This window comes from Blautia faecicola, assembly GCF_004123145.1.
Classification (GTDB): Bacteria; Bacillota; Clostridia; order Lachnospirales; family Lachnospiraceae; genus Oliverpabstia; species Oliverpabstia faecicola.
On the sequence record NZ_SDKC01000001.1, the window covers coordinates 2,120,364 to 2,142,659 of the forward strand.

Here is a 22,296-nt window from a genome sequence, read left to right on the forward strand (position 1 = left end):
GCGGTCTTGTTTTAATTTCCACTCTTCTGCGCTTCAATCTGTTCCGCCAGATCGTTCAGATATACCCAGCGATCCATCTTTTCTTCCAGCTGTGCTTCCGCAGCTTCTTTTTCCCGCATGATTTCTGCCAGCTTTCCGGAGTTGGTGGCATTCTTGACCATATCATCGTCCAGTTTTTCGATTTTTTCCTCTAACGCTGCGATATCATCATCGATTGTCTCATATTCTCTCTGCTCTTTATAGGTGAATTTCAATTTGGTTGGGCGGTTCTGTTTCCAGTCCTTTCCGGTGGATTTTTCTTTCTTCTCTTTTTCTCCACCCGGCACGCTGGATATCGCTCCCGTCTCTCCAAATCTGCGCTCTTTCGCCTCCCGGTAGTCCGTATAACCGCCTTCGTACTGGCGCAGTGTTCCGTTTCCGTCAAATTCAAAGATGCGATCCACCACATTATCCAGAAAATACCGGTCATGAGAAACCGTGATCACAATACCGGAAAATGCATTCAGATAATCTTCCAGGATCGTAACTGTCGGGATATCCACATCATTCGACGGCTCATCCAGAATCAATACATTCGCTCCGCTGACCAGCACAGACAACAGATACAGCCGCCGTTTTTCTCCACCGGAGAGTTTGGAAATCGGGGTGTACTGCATATCCGGTGTGAATAAGAACCGCTCCAGCATCTGTGATGCACTGATTCTGCCGTCTCTTGTCTGCACATATTCTCCGATCTCTTTCACATAATCGATCACACGCTGATTGCTGTCTTTGATCGGCAGCTCTTCCTGTGCCAGGTATCCTATTTTGATCGTCTCCCCTACCTCTACACGACCTTCATCCGGCTGTTCCAGTCCTGCCATGATCTTTAACAGGGTAGATTTTCCGCATCCGTTCGGTCCAACGATTCCCAGGCGCTGATTGCGAAGAACCGTATAGGTAAAATCCTTCAAAAGCATCTGATCGCCATATTTCTTCGTCACCTCATACAGTTCAATCGTCTTCTTGCCCATCCGGGTTTCTACGGAATCCATCTCAACAACCGCATCGCTGACCGGCGCTTTTCCCTGTTTTAAGTCTTCCAGTCGATCCAGTCGTGCTCTCTGCTTTGTACTTCTGGCACGGCATCCACGTTTCGCCCATTCCAGTTCCATCCGCAGGATGCTCTGACGTTTCCGCTCACTGGCAAGTTCCATCTCCTCCCTCTCTGCCTTCAGTTCCAGAAAACGGGAATAATTCGCATCATACCCATACATATTTCCCCTGCTGATCTCCAGAATTCGGTTGGACACTTTATCCAGGAAATACCGGTCATGTGTAACCATCACCAGCACTCCCTTATATCCTTTCAGATATTCTTCCAGCCAGTTGATCATCCCTTCATCCAGGTGGTTGGTAGGCTCGTCCAACAGCAGTACATCAAAATCCCCCGCCAGCACCTTCGCCAGCGCAAGCTTTCTCCGCTGTCCTCCCGAAAGATTCTCCACCTCCTGCTCAGACACTTCGATTCCAAGCTTCGTCATATTACTCTGCACCAGCCAGTCCTTATCTCCATTCCCGTTCAACGCATACGAAGATACCGTAGCACCCTTCGGAAAATGTGGATTCTGCGGAAGATAAGCAATCTTCAACCCATTCTGCCGGATAATCTGCCCCTCATCCGGCTCCTCCTCCCCCGCAATCATCCGCAACAACGTAGACTTCCCGGTACCATTAATCCCCACAATACCAATCTTATCCCCCTGCTGGATACCAAACGAAGCATCCTCAAAAATAACCTTCTCCCCAAAAATCTTACTGATATGCTCAATATTAATAATATTCATTCAAAACTCCTCATCAATCCTAAAATCATAACAGCACTATCTTACCATCTTTTCTCCCACTTTTTCAAGAGTCCCGGCTCTTCTTTTCTAGTGTCTGCCAAAACTCAGCTAGGACACGGGACTCCAAGGTCGGCAAACACTTTGTGGGCGTTTAGGGCAAGCTTTAAGATCCGACGCTTACGCAGGCTTTCGCGAGGGTCAGCCGACCCTCGTGAACGATAGCCGAAGTTAGCGGCTAGCTTAAAGTTGCCCTGCCCACGTTTGCCGACCTTGGAGTCCCGTGTCCTGGCGTCCCCTTTGCCAATACAAAAAAAGAAGCCCCACAAGACCTCTGATAAACTCAAAAATCTTGTGAGACTTTCTTCTATTTTTCTAAAAAGGAATCCTACCCAATCTTAAACCGGATAAGCCCCATTCTTATTATCCGCTACCGTAGCATCTACTTTTGTCTGCTGAGCCTCTCTATATTTGAAGAAGTCAGTAGCAACCTGTGGGAACAGTGCGTAGGACAGAACGTCCTCATCCTGCTCGGACCACTGAGCCATCTCGCTGCGCAGAGTATCCAGTTCGTCCGGGATCAGATCTGCAGGACGGCAGGTGATCGGCTGTTTGTCACCGATACATTTCTTCTGAACCTCTTTGTTGAACGGTTTAACAGTTTTACCATATTCACCGGAGAGAACAGCTTTTGTTTCTTTTGTAACCATTTTATATCTTTCGCCCATCAGTACGTTAAATACAGCCTGTGTACCTACGATCTGAGAAGACGGAGTAACCAGAGGCGGCTCGCCCAGGTCTTTTCTTACTCTCGGGACTTCTTCCAGAACATCGTAGAATTTGTCTTCTGCGTTCTGTTCTTTCAGCTGAGAAGTCAGGTTGGACAGCATACCACCCGGTACCTGATACAGCAGAGTTTTGATGTTTACACCCAGGTTCTTCGGATTCAGCAGACCGCTGTCCAGAGCCTCGTCACGGATCGGACGGAAGTAGTCAGCGATTTCAGCCAGAAGTTTCTGATCCAGACCGGAATCGTATGGAGTACCTTTGAAGGTTTCTACCATAACCTCTGTAGCCGGCTGAGAAGTACCCAGCGCAAATGGAGAGATCGCTGTATCGATTACATCAACACCAGCCTCAACAGCTTTCATATAAGTCATGGAAGCCACACCGGAAGTATAATGTGTATGCAGCTGAATCGGGATCTTGACAGTCTCTTTCAGAGCTTTTACCAGTTCTGTTGCTTTATAAGGAAGCAGCAGACCAGCCATATCTTTGATGCAGATAGAATCTGCACCCATCTCTTCGATCTCTTTTGCAATGTTTGTCCAGTATTCCAGAGTATAAGCATCGCCCAGTGTGTAAGACAGTGCAACCTGTGCATGACCTTTTTCTTTGTTTGCTGCTTTTACTGCTGTCTGCAGGTTTCTCATATCATTCAGACAGTCAAAGATACGGATGATATCAATACCGTTTGCGATAGATTTCTGTACAAAATATTCTACTACATCATCTGCGTATGGACGATATCCCAGGATGTTCTGTCCACGGAACAGCATCTGCAGTTTTGTGTTTTTAAATCCGTCACGGAATTTACGAAGTCTTTCCCATGGATCTTCCTTCAGAAAACGCAGGGAAGCATCAAATGTTGCACCACCCCAGCACTCTACAGAATGGTAACCTACTTTATCCATAGTATCTACGATCGGCAGCATCTGCTCTGTGGTCATTCTTGTTGCGATCAGAGACTGATGAGCATCACGCAGAATTGTTTCAGTAATTTTAATTGGTTTTTTAGCAATATCTGTCATAGTCTTATCCTTTCTTTCTATGATCACCCGCTGCAAACTCCATGTTTACAGCGGGATTTGTGGCTTTTGTATTACCGTATTATACTCCGAATACAGCCATGAAAGTTCCGGCCGCTACTGCGGTACCGATAACACCTGCTACGTTAGGTCCCATAGCATGCATCAGAAGGAAGTTTGTCGGATCTGCTTCCGCACCAACTTTCTGGGATACACGGGCTGCCATAGGAACGGCAGATACACCGGCTGAACCGATCAGAGGATTGATCTTTCCACCGGACAGTTTGCACATGATCTTACCAAAGAGAACACCACCGGCAGTACCAACACAGAATGCAACCAGACCCAGAAGAACGATCTTCAGAGTATCTACGTTCAGGAATGCTTCTGCGCTTGTAGATGCACCTACGGAAGTACCCAGCAGGATAACTACGATGTACATCAGCGCGTTGGAAGCTGTCTCTGTCAGCTGTTTTACAACACCACTCTCTTTGAACAGGTTACCAAGCATCAGCATACCTACCAGAGGAGCAGTTGTAGGAAGGATCATACAAACTACAATTGTGATAACGATCGGGAATAAGATCTTCTCCAGTTTGGATACCGGACGAAGCTGTTCCATCTTGATCTTTCTTTCTTTTTCAGTTGTCAGAAGTTTCATGATTGGCGGCTGAATGATCGGAACCAGGGACATATAAGAATATGCTGCCACGGCGATCGGTCCCATCAGTTCTGTCTGGCCCAGTTTACCTGCCAGGAAGATAGAGGTCGGACCATCGGCTCCACCAATGATAGAGATTGCTGCTGCTGCTTTTCCGTTGAATCCCAGGAAAATAGCCAGGAAGTACGCGCTGTAGATACCCAGCTGTGCTGCAGCACCAAGAATAAAACTCTTCGGGTTGGCGATCAGCGGACCAAAGTCTGTCATCGCACCAACGCCCATGAAGATCAGGGACGGCAGGATACTCCACTCATCCAGGATGAAGAAGTAATGCAGAAGACCACCGGCATGTTCGATACCCATAGCATCTACGTAAGGATCTGCCATAATATCCGGATAGATGTTAACCAGCAGCATACCGAATGCGATCGGCACCAGCAGCAGTGGCTCAAATCCGTGTTTGATTGCCAGATACAGGAACACCAACGCAACCAGGATCATAACATAGTTACCCCAATCCAGGTTCATGAACGCAGTCTGTTCCCATAAGTTTGACAATGTATTCATTATACTCATGTTTTTAACCTCCCGTTGTTGAATTCAGCAAGTCGTCGCTGTTTGGGAATTTACATTGTCTGCAAATTCAGTCTTAGTTTAAGGATGCCAGAGTAGCACCAGCTTCAACTGCATCACCAACAGCAACGTCAATGCTTGCAACGGTTCCGTCCTGCGGAGCAACAACCGGGATTTCCATCTTCATTGCTTCCAGGATGATCACTGGATCACCGGCTTTTACAGCCTGTCCAACACTTGCTTCTACTTTAAATACTTTTCCGGCTGCTCCGGCTGTTACTTTTACGGAACCGGCGGAAGCTGCAGGTGCTGCTGCCTTCGGAGCTGCTGCAGGTGCTGCCTTCGGAGCTGCAACCGGAGCTGCTGCAGATGCACCGCTTGTCTGTCCTTCTTCAACAGTTACATTGTATACATTGCCATTAACAGTAATAGTATAGTTTTTCATGTGATATTCCTCCTATGCTCAGGCTCTCTGCCATTTACTTCTGTTTACTTTTTTAATGGAACGAACCACAAAGCTGTCTGTGGATGTGTTCTCAGATGCAGCGATCGCTGCGGAAATAACTGCTACCAGTTCCAGATCATCTGTCAGGTCTTCCTCAACAGGTGCTGCCGGTACTGCTGGTGCAGGTGCTGGTGCTGCTTTCGGTGCTGTCTCTTTCTGTCCGATCTTTCCAACATACTTAAATAAGGAAATAACGAAAATCAGGAAGATCAGAACAACGAATACACAGCCAACACCCATAACGGTATTGACAGCGGCACCGTTTAATTTCATTCCGGTCGTTTCAACTTCGGAAATAGTCATATAAGCAGGAACCATCTGGTCATAATCACTGCTGTAATTGAATACAACTTTGATTTCTGCATCACCTTTGTCAAATTTTGCCGGAATATCAACAGTTACCTGTCCTTCTTCACGGTCAATATCTGTTGTCGGGGTTCCCATTTCCTCATATTTACCAAGTTCGTTTTCCTGGTCCATCCATGCTGATACTGCAAGTCTGGTAAATGTGTCTCTGTTTGCAGTCATCTGATTCAGAGTTTCATCATCGAAACCTGCAAGAGATTCTACCGCACTCTGAGATACCTCTGCACAGTTGCTTACCATATCATCGGTAATCTGCTGATAAGCAGCTGTTTCTTCTTTTTTACCGCAGGCAGTCAGAGAAAATGCACAGATTGTAACCAGCATCAGACTGGCAATTTTTTTCCATCTCTGCTTCATTTATGCTCACCTCATTATACTGTTCCGTGTTTTTTGCTTGGACGATCCTCTCTCTTTGTGTAAAGCATTTCGAAAGCACCGATCACATATTTTCTTGTATCCTCAGCTTCGATAATAGTATCTACATATCCTCTTCTTGCTGCGGATTCCACGCTGGACTGCAGGGTTGCATATTCAGCAGCTTTCTCGTTGATGGTAGCTGCATCAGAATCTGCGTACATGATCTTTGCTGCCAGTTTTGCATCCATCATACCGATTTCAGCGTTCGGCCATGCATAAACCATATCTGCACCGATGGATTTGCTGTTCATAGCCAGGTACGCGCTTCCGTAAGCTTTTCCTACAATCACGTTTACTTTCGGTACAGTAGCATCTGCAAATGCATAAGTCAGTTCAGCAACTGCTTTTGCCATGTTTGCCTCAGAGCATTTGGTTGCTTTGAATCCGGTAACATTGGTCAGTGTCAGAACCGGGATGTTGAAAGCGTCACAGAATTTTACGAAGTCTGCTGCTTTTCTTGCTCCTCTTGCGGATAATACTGCATCCATGGTTTCTGTCAGGTTTCCTTCTGCATCGTAGATCTCTGTTCTGTTTGCAACAGCACCTACAGTGGAACCGTTCAGTTTGATGAATCCACAAACCATATCTTTTGCATAGTCTGCTTTTACTTCGAAGAATACGTTGTTATCGCTGATCTGAGACAGTGCGATAGAAGTATCTCCTGCACAGTTTGCCAGATCTTTGCATACTCTGTTCAGATCATCTGTGCATTCTTCGTAAGACATATCATCTTCGTTGTTTGCAGGAAGCATAGTTACCAGCGCACGGATCTGTGCCAGAACATCTTCTTCGCTTCCTTTGAAATCTACCAGACCTGCTTCTTTTGCCTGATACTCAGCTGCGGAAGTATCGCATTTGGAGATTTCATTTCCTTCGATGGCGTTTGGAGAATTGACAAATAATTTTGCTTTTTTCTCTTCCATCAGAGTAAAATCTGTCAGTGCCGGAATCATAGCCATTCCACCGCCGCAGGTTCCGAAGATACCTGTGATCTGTGGAATCACACCGCTTGCTTTTGTCTGCTGCATGTAGATCTCACCGAAACCGTTCAGTGCATCGGTTGCTTCCTGCAGACGCATACCTGCGCAATCGATCAGACCGATCACAGGTGCACCTGTCTTCATTGCGAAATCATACAGTCTTGCAATTTTCTTTGCATGCATCTCACCAACAGTTCCGTTCAGTACGGTAGCATCCTGGCTGTATACATACACCAGACTGCCATCGATCACACCATATCCGGTGATAACACCATCTGACGGGGTTTCTTTTGCAGATAAGTTGAAATCTGTACTTCTTGCAGTAATCTGTCCACCGATTTCAACAAAACTGTTTGCATCAAGCAAAGAGGCTATCCTTGTGCTTGCTGCGCTTTGTGCTGTATTGCTCATACTTCAGCCCTCCATTTTTATAAAAAATTTAAGTGAAAACAAAATTTCAGCCGATTATAATTCTACTATTTTTTGCTTTTTTTTTCAATAACTTTTTGACAAAAGCCTTCAGAAAAACTTAATAAAGGTATAAATGTTTCGGAATTCCGTTTTCATAGATCACTTCTGTTTCGCCGTGAATCAGTGGTTTCAAGTATTCCATCATCTTTTCTGTCACATCGTTTCCTGCTTCATTGATATAATCTGCCGGTACTTTTTTCTCCTGGTTCGACACCTCGCAGACCGGAACCGCAGTGTAGCGCACCTGATACGGATGGCTGCTGATTCTTTCTACCGAAGCCATCAGCCCGCTTTTCCCCTGCAGGGCACAGCGGCAGGCGGTCATGCCAAGCATCTTTGACTCCTGGATGTCGGTCTTGCTTGCGATATGGGAGGCGCATCGCTGCATCAGATTCAGTTCAATGGATCTTACTTTGCAGCCGATTTCTCTTCGCACGATATCTTCGAGCACTCTGGCGCTTCCCGCGATATAGCTGTGACCGAAATTGTCCACGGCTCCGCTCTGTACCTGCTCGGAGATATACACACCGTCTTTGTCTTTGATTCCCTCACTGATTGCCACCAGAACACTGTCCTGTTTCTCTAATTTTCCTTTTACATCTGCAAGAAAACTCTCCACTGAAAATGCCGGCTCACAAAGATAGATCAGGCTCGGACCTTCTGCTCCGTTATTTCTCGCAAGTGCGGAAGCTGCGGTCAGCCATCCGGCATTTCTTCCCATCACTTCCACGATCGTGACTGCCTTGGTATCGTACACATGGCAGTCTCTTTCCAGCTCGGAAAATGTAGTTGCAATATATTTTGCTGCGGAGCCGAATCCCGGACAGTGATCAGTTCCCACCAGATCGTTGTCAATCGTCTTCGGTGCTCCCATGACATGAATATCTTCTATTTCGTGTTCTTTACAGTATGCCGCCAGTTTATCCACCGTATCCATGGAATCGTTTCCACCTGCGTAAATAAAGTACGCAATTCCATGTTTGCGGAAAATCCGGATGATTTCCTGAAACTGACTGTCGTCTTCTTCCGGATTTTTCAGTTTTACCCTGCAGGATCCCAGTGCTGCTGCCGGTGTCTGGCAAAGGATCTCCAGTTCGTCCTCACCCGGTACTTTCTCACTCAGGTTGACAAACCGTTCCTCCAGAACGCCTTTGATGCCGTTGACTGCACCATAGATCGTATCCACCTGATCGGATGCATACGCTTCCATGATCACTCCTGCGATCGTCGCATTGATTGCTGATGTCGGTCCTCCGGACTGTGCTACCAAAAGATTTCTCATTGATTTCCTCCTTAAGATTGCATAAAGAAGGGGATGTTTTCTGCGTCATCGCAACATCCCCCTTTTTTCTCTTGCCTGTCAGCTGACTTTCTCAAACTGACTATTATATAGATTAGCATAAAATCCGTTCATTGCCAAGAGGTCTTCATGATTTCCTTGCTCAATAATATCTCCGTCCTTCATTACCAGGATCACATCTGCATCTTTGATCGTAGATAAGCGGTGTGCGATCACGAAACTGGTGCGGCCTTTCATCAGGTAATCCATCGCTTTCTGGATCCGTTCTTCTGTTCGGGTATCGACTGATGAAGTCGCCTCGTCAAGGATCAGCAGCCGGTTATCGGCAAGAATCGCTCTTGCGATCGTCAGGAGCTGCTTTTGTCCCTGGGATACGTTGCTGGCTTCTTCATTTAACACGGTGTTGTATCCTTCCGGCAGTGTCTGGATAAACCGGTGTGCATGCGCGGCTTTTGCCGCTGCGATCACTTCTTCGTCGGTCGCATCCAGTCTTCCATAACGGATATTTTCCATGATCGTACCGTTAAACAGCCAGGTATCCTGCAATACCATACCGAAACATTCTCTCAGATCTCTCCGGTTAAAGTCCCGGATATCGTGTCCGTCGATCAGGATTCTTCCGCTGTTGGCATCATAGAAACGCATCAGCAGTTTCACCAGTGTGGTTTTTCCGGCACCGGTCGGACCGACGATCGCGATCTTTTGTCCCGGTTGCACCTGCTCGGAGAAATCTTTGATGATGATCTGATCCGGGCGGTAGCCGAAGCTTACGTGTTCAAATGTTACGCGACCTTCCACGCCGTTTTCCATTTTCACCGGATGCTCGGCGGTCTGTTCTTCCTCCTCTTCCTCAAGGAATTCAAAAACACGCTCGGAAGCTGCCGCTGCGGACTGCATCATATTTGTAACCTGCGCGATCTGCTGTACCGGCTGGGTAAAGTTTCGGATGTACTGGAAAAATGACTGGATGTCACCGACTTCGATGGCTCCTTTGATCGTCATGAAACCGCCGAGAAGTGCCACCATCACATATCCGATATTTCCCACAAACTGCATGATCGGCATCATCATGCCAGAGAAAAACTGAGATTTCCAGCCGGATTCGTATAACTTTTTGTTCGTCTCCTCGAAAGTCGCCATCACAGCTTCTTCCTTATTAAATGCCTTTACAATATTTTGTCCGGCATAGACCTCTTCCACCTGACCGTTCACATCACCCAGATATTTCTGCTGCTGCTGGAAATACTTCTGGGACCGCTTCATCACCTTGCCGATAATGAACATCGAGCACGGCAGGATCAGCAGGGCACATAAAGTCATCCATACGTTGATACTCAGCATCATGATAAATACACCGATCAGCGTTGTCACCGAAGTGATCAGCTGCGTGATACTCTGGTTCAGCCCCTGCTGCAGGGTATCCACATCGTTGGTGATTCTGGAGAGCACCTCTCCGTAAGTCCGGCTTTCGTAATACTTCATCGGCAGCCGGTTCATTTTCCCGGAAATGTCTTTTCGCAGGGAGTAGCTGACATCGTTGGAGATTCCCGTCATGATAAATCCCTGGATAAAGGAAAATGCCGCACTGCACAGATACAGTCCCAGTGTCCACAAAAGGATCCGTCCGATCTTGTCAAAATCGATCCCGCCGGTTCCGTTGACCTTAGCTACCAATCCGTTAAACAGTTCTGTCGTCGCTTTACCAAGAATCTTTGGTCCCACGATGTTAAATACCGTACCGGCGATGGCAAAGATCATCATGCCGATCAGCCGGATCTTATATTTGCTCATATAACGCAGTAATTTTTTTACTGCTCCGGAGAAATCTTTTGCCTTTTCTCCGCTCATTCTTCCCCGTCCCATAGGTCCTCTAGAGGGGCGTCTGCTATTTTCACTCATGATCCAGTTCCTCCTGTGACAGCTGTGACTGTGCAATCTGCCGATATACTTCGCAGGACTGCAGAAGTTCTCTATGTGTTCCCATACCGACAACCTTTCCTTCGTCCAGCACCAGGATACGGTCTGCATGCAGAATCGTACTGATGCGCTGTGCAACGATCAGGGTTGTGGCTTCCTCGGTTTCTTCTTTCAATGCTTTTCGAAGAGCCGCGTCCGTCTTAAAATCCAGTGCGGAGAAGCTGTCATCAAAAATATAAATCTCCGGCTGTTTTGCAATTGCCCTTGCGATCGACAAACGCTGTTTCTGACCACCGGACACATTGCTTCCGCCCTGTGCGATCGGGCTTTCCATGCCTTCCTCTTTCTGTTCGATAAATTCTGTCGCCTGGGCAATGGCTGCTGCCTTCTCCAGTTCTTCTTTCGTCGCGTTCTCTCTTCCGTAGCGGAGGTTCGAGTCGATCGTTCCGGAAAACAGTACCCCTTTCTGCGGCACATAACCGATGCGATCCCGCAGATCTTTCAGTTCCATCCTGCGGATATCCACACCGTCCACCCGGATGCTTCCTTTTGTCACATCAAAGAAACGTGGAATCAGATTTACCAACGTACTCTTACCGCTTCCGGTACTTCCGATAAAAGCAACCGTCTCACCTTTCTTCGCCTCGAAGGTAATATCAGAAAGGACTTCCTCTTCCGCTCCCGGATAGGCAAAACTTACATGGTCAAATACTACCGTTCCTTTTTCGCTTTCTTCCGGTTTTTCACTGATTTCCGGATCTTCGATGGAAAGCGGGGTATCCAGAACCTCCAGGATACGGTTGGCAGCCACACCGGCACGCGGCAGCATAATGGACATCATCGTGATCATCAAAAACGACATGATGATCTGCATCGCATACTGGATAAACGCCATCATATCACCCACCTGCATATTACCGGTATCAATACTGTGTGCACCGGTGTAGATGATCAGTACACTGATTCCGTTCATGATCAGCATCATCAGAGGCATCATAAACGTCATTGTACGGTTGACAAACAGGTTGGTCTTCGTCAGTCTCCGGTTCGCTTCTTCGAACCGCTCTTCCTCGTGTTTTTCCCGGCTGAACGCACGGATCACCGGAATACCGGTCAGGATCTCACGGCTGACCAGGTTCAGACGGTCGATCAGATCCTGCAGTTTTTTAAATTTCGGCATCGCAACCCAGAAAAGAACGGCTACCAGTATCAGGATCGCTGCCACTGCGATTCCAAGGATCCAGGTCATGGATGCGTCTGTGTTCAGCACTTTCAGCACACCACCGATACCAAGGATCGGCGCGTATAAGACAATACGGAACAACATGGTAAATACCATCTGTACCTGCTGGATATCGTTCGTACTTCTGGTGATCAGAGACGCGGTGGAAAAATTATCCATTTCTTTGCTCGAAAAAGATAATACTTTCCGGTACACTTTATTTCTCAGATCATGACCGAGTTTTGCCGCGATCCGACAGGAGAAGAAAGTCACACAGACAGAAGCGACCATGATCAGTGCTGCCAGAAGCAGCATCTTGATGCCGGACCACAACACATACTGCATCTGGATCCGGTCCAGATCTTCGCCCATCTCCTGATACTCGTTTTTCAGATACTGGATGGCTCCCTGTGTCACAATAGATTCCGGCATATCCTCCAGCTTTTCGGTCATCTGTTCCATCATCTGGCTTCTCGCTTCATCCGGAAGCTGTGCGATCGCATCCATCACATCCACCCCGTCCGGAAGCTGCATCTGCTGTGCCAGTGCCTCCTGCGTCTCAGGCTGCTGCAGGCTGGTCACTGCCAGCATTGCCTTTCCGAAGATCGTATTCAGAGAATCTCTTTCTTCATCTTTCAGTTTTTCGTGGGTATAAACACCGTCTTCCAGTATATAATATTCTTTGACTTCTTCCTGCTGATCACTGTCCATGAATAAAAACAGCTGATCCATGGATTCTTCCCGGATCTGATCCGGTACACTGTCCGGAATACCGCCCTGCTGTACACCGACATTGATAATATCCGAAGTGTACGAAGGCAGTGCCAGATCACAGAATGCCTGCCCGAACAGCAGGGCGAAGATCAGCACGATATAACGATAGGAACCCTTCAGTTCCCGAAACATCCGTAACATACCTATTGTTCTCCTTCCCTAAAATAACCTTTGATTTCCATACTTCCAGGCATTTTTTCCAGATTTTCCTGCATCTGGAGAATCTGGTCTTTCAGATGATCCACCTCTTCCGGTGTCATCCCCTGCACCATCACTGCATTTACTTCTTTTCGTATTTTCTCCACTTCCCGGTGAAGCTCTCTGCCGTAATCCGTCAGATAAATTCTCTGGATCCGTTTATCCTTTTCATCTGCTACCCGACAGACCAGAGCTGATTTTTCCATCCGCTGTAAAGATACTGTCACCGTCGATGGTTTGATACACAGTTTACTGCAGATTTCTTTCTGGCTGAGTCCGTCCTGCTGATACAAGAGATTTAGCATCGGCATCTGTCCGGGGTGCAGATTCACATGAGAAAGCTGATGAAACGTCTTTGCCGCATACACATGAAGCAATTTCATCATCAGGAACTCTGCGGAATGCTCTTTTTCATTCATTCGTTCTCTCTTCCTTTCTTATTAGTTCGTTGACTAATATTTCGTCGACTAACTAATAATATCACTTATTTTATGTTATACAAGTGTTTTTATACTTTTTTCATATTTTTTTATAATGATACCAGGGGATAAAGTACGGAATAATCCGGTATCAAAAAAAATCTCCCGAAACAGATCCACATACTTTGTTTCTCTGTTTCAGGAGATTCCTGTTTTTGACTTTTCTGTTACTGATTCAGATTGTGAGCCTTTTCATAGGCGGTGATCAGTTTCAGGTTCTCGATCTCGATCGAGTTCAGATACGAATTGTCAAACTGATCTGCCGATACACTTGGTGTGTACCAGCTTTTCGATGCAAAATAGTCTGCCAGATCATCCGACTTGAAGATTCTGCCATGACGGGCATAAATTTCATTTCTCGCGATACGGATCTGCCACTCGGAGAGTCCGTTCAGATCTGCATTCGTCAGATATCTGGTACTGCTGTCCGGAATCACATAATCGCCGCTTCCGGTATCTGCTCCCGCGTCACTGGCTGCCGCTTCGTTCTGTTCCTGAACCACAACCTCCGGGGTTGGTTCCGGTGTCGCCTGCTGTGTCGGTGCCACCGTTGCTGCCTCCGCTTCCTGCGTTGGCACAACTTCCTGTGTCGGTTCCGGTGTCGCTGTAACTTCCGGTGCCACTGTTTCCGGTTCTTCGGCTGCTGCCTCCGCGGTCTCGTTATCATCTCTCTCCTGACTCTTCTGCATATCTTCTTTCATCTGCTCGTTCAGCTGAGAAACTTTTTTCGTATCACCGCCTCCGGCGCCAACCAGTTTTACCACACCAAATACGATCGCAACTACGAGAACTACAATGATTACGCCGAGAACGGCAAAGGTAATCTTTTCTTTTTTCTCTTCCCGCTCCCACTCTTCTTCGTAATCATCCTCATCGTCATCTTCCGAATCGGAATCCTCATCTACCCGATATCCATACCCCATACCGGCAGTCATACGGTTATCGTATTCCGGTTCCGGATTTCTCTTTCTGATCTTGGGCGCTTCATCCTCCTGTTTTTTATAGACTTTTTCAGGCGCAGCTTCCTGCACCGGTTTTTCATCTACCGGATGACCACATGCCCCACAGAAACGATCTCCGTCATCCAGACGGTTTCCGCAATATTTACAAAACATGCTGTTTCCTCCATTATCTGTGTTACTGTTTTCTCTTTTTACAGCGTTTCTTCGTATGGAAAAATTATATACCGAACTTTCCGAAAACACAACAGGCAAATGCTGTCTATCTTCTTACATTTTCCATACATTTTCATTTGTGGTCGAGATTGCGACAGCACCGGCTTTCAGGGCTGCCACAATATCTTCCTTCTCGCTGATCAGACCGCCCGCAATCACCGGACAGCGCACGCTGTTTCGGATTTTTTCTATCACGCGCGGCATCAGTCCCGGAAGGATCTCGATCACATCGGGACGATAACCCGCAGTCTGTCTCTGGATGTTATCGTACGCCATCGAATCGATCACAAAAAAGCGAAGCACGGTAAACATTCCCAGTTCTTTTGCACACCTGACCAGTGCCGGTTTCGTTGTAATGATTCCGTCGGCACGGGTATAGGTTTTCAGGAACTCCACTGCCGCCTCTTTTCCACTCAACCCCTGGATCAGATCGATATGTACTACCGCAATTTTCCCTTTTTCCTTGATCTTTTTTACGATCTCGCCGATGTTACATACCGTTCCATATAAGACAAATACCATTCCCACATCCATCTTCAGGCACTCTTCCAGGCCTTTTTCATCTTTCACTGCCGCAATTACCGGGCAGTCTTCCAGTTCTTCTGTCATTTTTCTCATGTTTTCTTCCTCTCAGGCGCAGTACGCCGCACCTACCTGTTCCAGACACCAGTAATAATCTCTCACATCCACCCGTTCTCCCGCATACACCGGATATTCCTGCAGCAACTTTTCTCCCAGAAAATACTGCACCACCCCGACCTGCTGTCCCTTCCTGACCGGAGCTTCCAGCTGTGCCGGCAGCTGATAACGAACGGTAATCTGTTCATCCTTCCGTAAAAGCAGCGACAGATGCATCTGCTCCGTATCTGCCCCGTATTCCAGACGCGTCGTTGCCACATCGTCAATCGCAGTCCCTTTTTTCTGCCCATTGACCACTGCAAGTCGTCCGAGATCCTTCTTTTCAAAGACTTCCCGGTATTCATAATTCGTCAGCCCGTAAGTCATCAGTTTTCTGGTATCCTCCCATTTATATCCCCGATTATTCGGCCATCCGCACGCAAGCAGAGACACGATCAGTGTTTTTCCTTCCCACTGTAAGGCTCCCACATAACAGTACCCGGCATTCCCCGTAAATCCGGTTTTCCCCGTCAGCGCTCCGTCCATCATTCCCAGAAACGCATTGTGATTTGTGCACTGATAGACCTGTGTCTTGCTGTAGTTCCAGAATGTATAGGACGGCATCCGCGTGATTGCCAGAAAATCTTCTTTCTTCGGAGACTCCATAATACAATATCGCAGAATCCTTGCCAGATCCTCCGCCGTGGTACTGTGGATCCCATTTTCATTCTCCGCATCCAGACCGTTCGGCGTGATAAAATAAGTATCTTCACAGCCGATTTCCCTTGCTTTCAGATTCATCTTTTCCGTAAATCCTTCCACCGATCCCCCGACCTGCTCTGCGATCATTACCGCCGCATCGTTATCCGAATTCAGCATCAGCGCATACAGAAGATCCTGCAGATAAAACTGCTCTCCTGCTTTTGCGCCCATATGTACTTTCGGCTGGCTCGCCGCATAGGCAGATACGGTGACCAGATCGTCCATCCGTCCGTCTTCCAGTGCCAGAATACAGGTCATAATCTTCGTGGTACTTGCCATCGGAAGCTTCTGCTCGCTGTTTTTAGAATACAAAACACGTCCGGAGTCTGCATCCATCAGACATGCCGAACGCGCATAAAGTTCTGATTCACTCAACTGCATACCATATCCCACTGCCGGCGTTCCCAACAGCAGGAAAAGCAGCAACAATAATCCCCGCTTTATTCTTCCCATATAGTATCCCCCGTTTTTTATCACAGTTTTCCAAAGATACTATATGCGGCTCTTTTTCTTTTAGAACCTTATTTTTACAGATCCAGCTGTAACTGAATCTCTTCTTCCGCCTCTGCCTTGAAATCTTCCAGTTTTACCGGGCTGATCGTCGGCAGATCCTCGGTGGACTGCACCCCGAAATTTCTTAAAAATTCTTCCGTCGTTCCAAAAAGGATCGGTCGTCCCGGTGCATCCAGTCGTCCCAATTCCTGTACCAGATTATATTCCACCAGTTTATTGATCGGATGATCACACTTTACTCCACGGATTTTTTCAATCTCCTGTTTCGTTACCGGCTGCTTGTAGGCGATAATCGAGAGTGTCTCCAGCATGACATCTGTCAGCACTGCTTTTTTCGGCTGCAATGCGATCTCCACCAGATATTCATAATATTCCTGCTTGGTACACATCTGAAATGCTCCGTCCAGTTCCAGGATTTTGATTCCACGATCTCTGGCATTGTATTTTAACATCATATTCCGGATGATTTTTTCCGTCGTGTTTTTATCCTGCCCGATTGCTTTCGCGATTCTTCCTGTCTCCACCGAATCACCCGCGGAAAATAAAATAGCCTCAATCGCTGCTTCCAGTTTCTCCATCTTCCTGCTGCTCCTCATATTTTAAAGATGTAATCTGAATATCATCAAACAAATGTTCCTGTTCTATGATAATCACACCGGTTTTCATCAGTTCCAGGATCGCAAGAAACGTAACGATCACCTGAATCTTACTCGATTGTTTTTCCAGAAGTCCCCGGAAGGAAAAATAGCGATGTGTTCTGGCATACAGCTCCAGATCACTCATCTTGTCTTCCAGACTGACTTCTTCTTTCTCGATCTTACCGAATTTGCTTCGGATCGGATCCACCTTGTTTTCCTGTCGTTTGATGATAGAATTGAAAATATTCTGAAGTTTTGCCAGTGTCAGATCACCGATCAGTTCCTGGATATCCACCGGCGGTCGATATTCCAGCACTTCTTTCGGCATGCTCTCCGCCCGGTATACACAACGGGAAGCATCTGCCATCCGGTCCCGCAGCTCGTAGGACATATATTTATACATCTTATACTCCAACAGCTGCTGTACCAGTTCTTCACGGGGATCTTTTTCTTCCCCTTCTTCAGTTATTTCTTTTGGAAGAAGCATCTTACACTTGATATCCAGGAGCGTTGCCGCCATTACCATGAACTCACTCATGATATTCAGGTTTTCTTCCTGCATCTGCCGGATATATTCCATATACTGTTCTGTGATCTCTACGATCGGAATGTCGTAAATATCAATCTTATTCTTTTCGATCAGATGTAAAAGCAGATCCAGCGGACCTTCAAATGCCTCCAGTTTTACCGGTATTCCCATGTTTCTTCCTCTTTTTCTTTTCGTTTATACCTGAATGTTTATTTTACAGGCATTTTCCGGTTTTGTAAAGCGCAGATTCGAAGGATCGTTAGTTCTCTTGGGTTGTGGATCCGTAACGGGATCGTATGCTCCCCCAGCCCGGCACTGACGATCACTGCATGTTCTCCCTTTTTGTGGATTCCTCCACATTCGGCCGGAAAGATCCGAAAATCCGGAGAAATCGCTCCCCGTCTCTTCCCGAGCATCATCACCCCGCCGTGGTAATGTCCGCAGAATGTCACCGTTGCACCCCAGGAAAGATACTCTTTCTTATAGTGTGGATTATGCGCCAGAAGAATCGTGATCCGGTCACGATCCGGTTGTCCGAACCGTTTTTCCAGTTCTTCCACCATGCCCTCTTTCCGACGCCCTTTCTCATAAAATCGTTCGTCCGGCTCCAGCCCGCAGATGGTAAGCGGTATTCCCTTCTTCTCCACCTGCACTTTCCGGTTCCGTAGCCGCAGTAATGGCAGTTCTTCTACTGCTGCCTCATATCTTTTCCCGACCTCTCCGTAAATCTCCGGATGTTCGACAATCCGTTGTTCATGGTTGCCGCTTGCATAATATACCGGATATGTTTCCGACAGTTTTTTCAGAAAACCAAACGCTTTTTCTGTTTCACACCCTTTTTTTCCGACAACGACATCCCCGCCGACCAACACCAGATCCGGATGTTGTTTTTCGAGGAGTTGAAAAATCCGCTCCCCGTCCTCACCTGTGACCTGATCATGAAGATCCGTCAAAAAGGCAAGTGTCAGTTCCTGTTTCTCTTTTATATAAGGAGACTGGAGTCGATACTCCCTTACTATCGTTTTTTTCATCGTTTTGCTCCATATTAAAAATCCCCGGTCTAAAACTTTCGTTTTACACCGGGGTGTTGTTGACTGTCCTCATCGGTCGTCATCTGCAAACTTTATTTTGCGTAATCTACGACACGACTTTCACGGATTACACTGACTTTGATCTGTCCAGGATATTCCAGTTCAGCTTCAATCTGTTTGGAAATATCTCTTGCCAGTAATACCATATCAGAATCATTGACATGATCTGGTAATACCATAATCCGAACCTCACGGCCTGCCTGAATAGCATAGGATTTGTCTACTCCCTTGAAGGAGTTTGTGATATCTTCTAACTGTTTCAATCTGTTGGTATATGTTTCCAGTGTCTCTCTTCTCGCACCCGGGCGGGCAGCTGAGATTGCATCCGCAGCCTGTACGATTCCGGCAATCAGAGATTCCGGTTCTACATCGCCGTGATGGGCTTCTACTGCGTTGATGACAATTGGAGATTCTTTATACTTTCTACATAAGTCAACACCGATCTGAATATGGGATCCTTCCACTTCATGGTCGATGGATTTTCCTATATCATGTAATAAGCCGGCACGTTTTGCCAGACGGATATCCGTACCAACTTCTGCCGCCAGAAGACCTGACAGCTGTGCAACTTCGATGGAATGCTTTAATGCGTTCTGTCCATAACTGGAACGGAATTTCATACGTCCAAGGAGACGAATCAGTTCCGGATGGATTCCGTGAACACCAACTTCTAAAGCAGCGTTCTCCCCCTCTTCCCGAATCATGGTCTCTACTTCTTTCTGTGCTTTCTCCACCATTTCCTCGATACGTGCCGGATGAATACGTCCATCCACGATCAGTTTTTCAAGAGCAATTCTTGCAACTTCACGACGGATCGGATCAAATCCGGATAAAACAACTGCTTCCGGGGTATCGTCAATGATCAGATCCACACCGGTCAGTGTTTCCAGCGTACGGATGTTTCTTCCTTCACGACCGATGATTCTTCCTTTCATCTCATCGCTCGGAAGCTGTACAACGGAAATCGTAGATTCTGCCACATGGTCAACAGCACATTTCTGAATCGCTGTTACCACATACTCTTTTGCTTTCTTTGCAGCATCTTCTTTTGCTTTGCTTTCCAGCTCTTTGTAAAGTTTCGCAGTATCAATTTTTACTTCGTCTTCAACAGATTTTAAAAGATAATCCTTTGCCTGTTCGGAGGTCAGTCCTGAGATTCTCTCAAGTTCCTGTACTCCCTGGTCATGTAATTCGTCAACCTGTTTCTCTTTCTTCTTTAACTCTGCTTCTTTTGCTGAATACTCTGTTTCCCGTCTCTCCAGTGCATTTGCCTTGCGGTCTACAGATTCTTCTTTTGCCAGCACACGCTTTTCATACTTTTGCAGTTCGCTGCGTCTCTCCCTTGTCTCTTTTTCCAGTTCGTTTTTGGTTTTCAGAGATTCTTCTTTTGCTTCCAGAAGAGCTTCGCGTTTCTTAGTTTCCGCCGTTTTCAGGGCTTCATCTATGATGTTTCTTGCTTTTTCCTCCGCAGTGCCAATTTTTTCCGCATCCTGCTTCACTTTCTTGGCAACGGCAAGCTTGCAAGCCACAGGAACCGCTATTACCAGCGCAATGACTACAGCAATAATTGGAATTAATATATTGATTCCGTCTGCCATAGGAGCACCTCCTTATTTAGTTTTCATTGTACGTTTACAACAGTATAATTCTATAATGATTTCACAAATTTGTCAACGGATTCCCCATTATTTTCGTAGATATAGTTATAATCCTTTATTCTTCCCGTGAAAAATACTCCCGGAATACCGACTGGATCTCCGAAGAGGTAAATCCCCTGCGCATCAGATAGCCGTAATGCCGTCTTTTTTCTTTTTCATCGGCCTCTTTTGGATTTCTGCAGCGTTTCTCCAGAAGCTGGCGGATCATATCCGTCTCATCCGCACACCCTTCTTCATCCTCCATGGCTTCTTGTCCCCGTCGGATCAGTTCCCGCGGAATGCCTTTCCGCTCCAGTTCAAACTGCATCTGGCGTCTGCTCTTTCTTCCCTGATAGGTGGACAGATACCGTGTGACATATCTCTCATCATCCAGATAATGATACGAGCGCACATAATCCATGGCGATCTTTACTGCCTGCGGTGTATATTCGCCCTTCATCAGCTTCTTTTCCAGTTCCGCTTCCGTATAATCCATCCGCGTCAGCAGATGCATCGCCCGCAGCTTCGCTCTTTTGACCAGAATCTCTTTAAAGATTTCCTGAAAAGTCTCCGCAGGAAGCTCTCCGTTCTCTTTCAGTCGATAACGGGAAAGCTCGCCCTTATATAACATAAAGGCGAGCTGTTCATCTGTCACAACGCGGTACTTCGCTTTTGTCACCGGGACAATCTCTGTGATTCTCATACTTCCTCATCCGGTGTATCTTTCTGTGCACCGGTTGCTTCATCCGCTTCTTTTGCGGTATCCTGCGGTCCGTCTTCACCCAGTCCGTAATGTGCTCTTACCTGGCGTTCGATCTCTTCTGCGATCTCCGGATTCTCTCTCAGGAAGATCTTTGCATTCTCTCTTCCCTGGCCGATCTTGCCGTCATTGTAGGCGAACCATGCACCGCTCTTCTGGATGATACCAAGATTCACTGCCAGATCCAGGATATCACTCTCTTTGGAGATTCCCTTTCCGAACATGATATCAAATTCTGCTTCTTTAAACGGCGGTGCCACTTTATTCTTCACGACTTTGACACGGGTACGGTTACCGATCACTTCTCCGCCCTGTTTGATCGTCTCGGTTCTTCTGACATCCATACGCACGGAAGCGTAGAACTTCAGGGCACGTCCACCTGTGGTTGTTTCCGGATTACCGAACATGACACCGATCTTTTCACGCAGCTGGTTGATAAAGATCACGATACAGTTGGACTTGCTTACCACACCGGTCAGTTTTCTCAGTGCCTGAGACATCAGTCGTGCCTGCAGACCCATATGGGAATCTCCCATATCTCCCTCGATCTCTGCTTTCGGTACCAGGGCTGCTACAGAGTCCACGATGATGATGTCCATCGCACCGGAACGCACCATTGTCTCAGTGATCTCGAGTGCCTGTTCTCCGTTATCCGGCTGTGAAATATACAATTCATCGATATCCACACCGATGTTTTTTGCATAGGCAGGATCCAGCGCATGCTCTGCATCCACGAATCCGGCGATTCCGCCGCGCTTCTGTACTTCCGCTACCATATGTAATGCTACGGTTGTCTTACCACTGGATTCCGGTCCGTAGATCTCGATGATTCGTCCACGCGGAACACCACCCAGTCCCAGTGCAATATCCAGACTCAGAGATCCGGTCGGTACGGTCTGTACATTCATGTTCTTACCGGAATCTCCCAGTTTCATCACGGACCCTTTTCCAAACTGTTTTTCAATCTGTCCCAAAGCCGCATCCAGGGCTTTTAATTTATCTTCTTTTGCCATAATGGTCTCCTTTTTTCATGTGCGAACTTATGTTCGTTTTGCTGTTTCCATACTATTACAAATTAC

19 protein-coding genes are annotated in these 22,296 nt (G+C 46.9%); all 19 read right to left on the reverse strand.

Going from position 1 to position 22,296, the window contains the following annotated elements; translation table 11 throughout:
- Positions 1-11 precede the first annotated feature (11 nt).
- Positions 12-1,826 (reverse strand): ABC-F family ATP-binding cassette domain-containing protein, encoded by a 1,815-nt coding sequence (locus ETP43_RS09550; RefSeq protein WP_129257896.1) that lies wholly within the window; start codon positions 1,824-1,826, stop codon positions 12-14.
- Between the two features lie 395 nt (positions 1,827-2,221).
- On the reverse strand, positions 2,222-3,634 hold the full coding sequence (locus ETP43_RS09555) for an oxaloacetate decarboxylase subunit alpha (RefSeq protein WP_129257897.1): 1,413 nt from the start codon (positions 3,632-3,634) through the stop codon (positions 2,222-2,224).
- Positions 3,635-3,713: 79 nt separating this feature from the next.
- Positions 3,714-4,868 (reverse strand): sodium ion-translocating decarboxylase subunit beta, encoded by a 1,155-nt coding sequence (locus ETP43_RS09560; RefSeq protein ID WP_117523449.1) that lies wholly within the window; start codon positions 4,866-4,868, stop codon positions 3,714-3,716.
- Between the two features lie 73 nt (positions 4,869-4,941).
- On the reverse strand, positions 4,942-5,310 hold the full coding sequence (locus tag ETP43_RS09565; RefSeq protein WP_129257898.1) for a biotin/lipoyl-containing protein: 369 nt from the start codon (positions 5,308-5,310) through the stop codon (positions 4,942-4,944).
- 18 nt (positions 5,311-5,328) lie between these two features.
- Positions 5,329-6,093, reverse strand: a complete 765-nt coding sequence (locus ETP43_RS09570) for an OadG family protein (protein WP_022172187.1) — start codon at positions 6,091-6,093, stop codon at positions 5,329-5,331.
- A gap of 14 nt (positions 6,094-6,107) precedes the next feature.
- Complete coding sequence (locus ETP43_RS09575) at positions 6,108-7,544, reverse strand: acyl-CoA carboxylase subunit beta (protein WP_022172188.1); 1,437 nt, start codon at positions 7,542-7,544, stop codon at positions 6,108-6,110.
- Between the two features lie 118 nt (positions 7,545-7,662).
- Entirely contained in the window at positions 7,663-8,886 is a 1,224-nt protein-coding gene (locus tag ETP43_RS09580) for a 6-phosphofructokinase (protein WP_129257899.1), read from the reverse strand.
- Between the two features lie 78 nt (positions 8,887-8,964).
- Complete coding sequence (locus ETP43_RS09585) at positions 8,965-10,803, reverse strand: ABC transporter ATP-binding protein (protein WP_129257900.1); 1,839 nt, start codon at positions 10,801-10,803, stop codon at positions 8,965-8,967.
- Positions 10,796-12,958, reverse strand: coding sequence for an ABC transporter ATP-binding protein (locus ETP43_RS09590; RefSeq protein WP_129257901.1), 2,163 nt, complete (start codon positions 12,956-12,958; stop codon positions 10,796-10,798). Before ETP43_RS09590 ends, ETP43_RS09585 begins: the two co-directional genes overlap by 8 nt.
- Before the next feature lie 2 nt (positions 12,959-12,960).
- Positions 12,961-13,434: a MarR family winged helix-turn-helix transcriptional regulator gene (locus ETP43_RS09595; protein WP_129257902.1), complete on the reverse strand. Its 474-nt coding sequence runs from the start codon at positions 13,432-13,434 to the stop codon at positions 12,961-12,963.
- Positions 13,435-13,661: 227 nt separating this feature from the next.
- Positions 13,662-14,609: a YARHG domain-containing protein gene (locus ETP43_RS09600; protein ID WP_022400483.1), complete on the reverse strand. Its 948-nt coding sequence runs from the start codon at positions 14,607-14,609 to the stop codon at positions 13,662-13,664.
- A 114-nt stretch (positions 14,610-14,723) separates the two neighbouring features.
- A complete protein-coding gene (locus tag ETP43_RS09605) occupies positions 14,724-15,287 on the reverse strand; it encodes a glycerol-3-phosphate responsive antiterminator (protein WP_022400484.1) in 564 nt (187 codons plus the stop codon).
- Between the two features lie 12 nt (positions 15,288-15,299).
- A complete protein-coding gene (locus ETP43_RS09610; RefSeq protein ID WP_129257903.1) occupies positions 15,300-16,502 on the reverse strand; it encodes a D-alanyl-D-alanine carboxypeptidase family protein in 1,203 nt (400 codons plus the stop codon).
- Between the two features lie 74 nt (positions 16,503-16,576).
- A complete protein-coding gene (scpB, locus tag ETP43_RS09615; RefSeq protein WP_022400486.1) occupies positions 16,577-17,140 on the reverse strand; it encodes an SMC-Scp complex subunit ScpB in 564 nt (187 codons plus the stop codon).
- Positions 17,115-17,900, reverse strand: a complete 786-nt coding sequence (locus tag ETP43_RS09620; RefSeq protein WP_129257905.1) for a segregation and condensation protein A — start codon at positions 17,898-17,900, stop codon at positions 17,115-17,117. The genes scpB and ETP43_RS09620 overlap by 26 nt, the downstream gene beginning before the upstream one ends.
- 38 nt (positions 17,901-17,938) lie before the next feature.
- Positions 17,939-18,760, reverse strand: a complete 822-nt coding sequence (locus ETP43_RS09625) for a metallophosphoesterase (protein ID WP_129257906.1) — start codon at positions 18,758-18,760, stop codon at positions 17,939-17,941.
- A 92-nt stretch (positions 18,761-18,852) separates the two neighbouring features.
- On the reverse strand, positions 18,853-20,418 hold the full coding sequence (gene rny / locus ETP43_RS09630; protein WP_022400489.1) for a ribonuclease Y: 1,566 nt from the start codon (positions 20,416-20,418) through the stop codon (positions 18,853-18,855).
- Between the two features lie 115 nt (positions 20,419-20,533).
- Complete coding sequence (locus ETP43_RS09635; RefSeq protein ID WP_129257907.1) at positions 20,534-21,160, reverse strand: regulatory protein RecX; 627 nt, start codon at positions 21,158-21,160, stop codon at positions 20,534-20,536.
- A complete protein-coding gene (gene recA / locus ETP43_RS09640) occupies positions 21,157-22,230 on the reverse strand; it encodes a recombinase RecA (protein WP_022400491.1) in 1,074 nt (357 codons plus the stop codon). Before recA ends, ETP43_RS09635 begins: the two co-directional genes overlap by 4 nt.
- Positions 22,231-22,296: the final 66 nt, after the last annotated feature.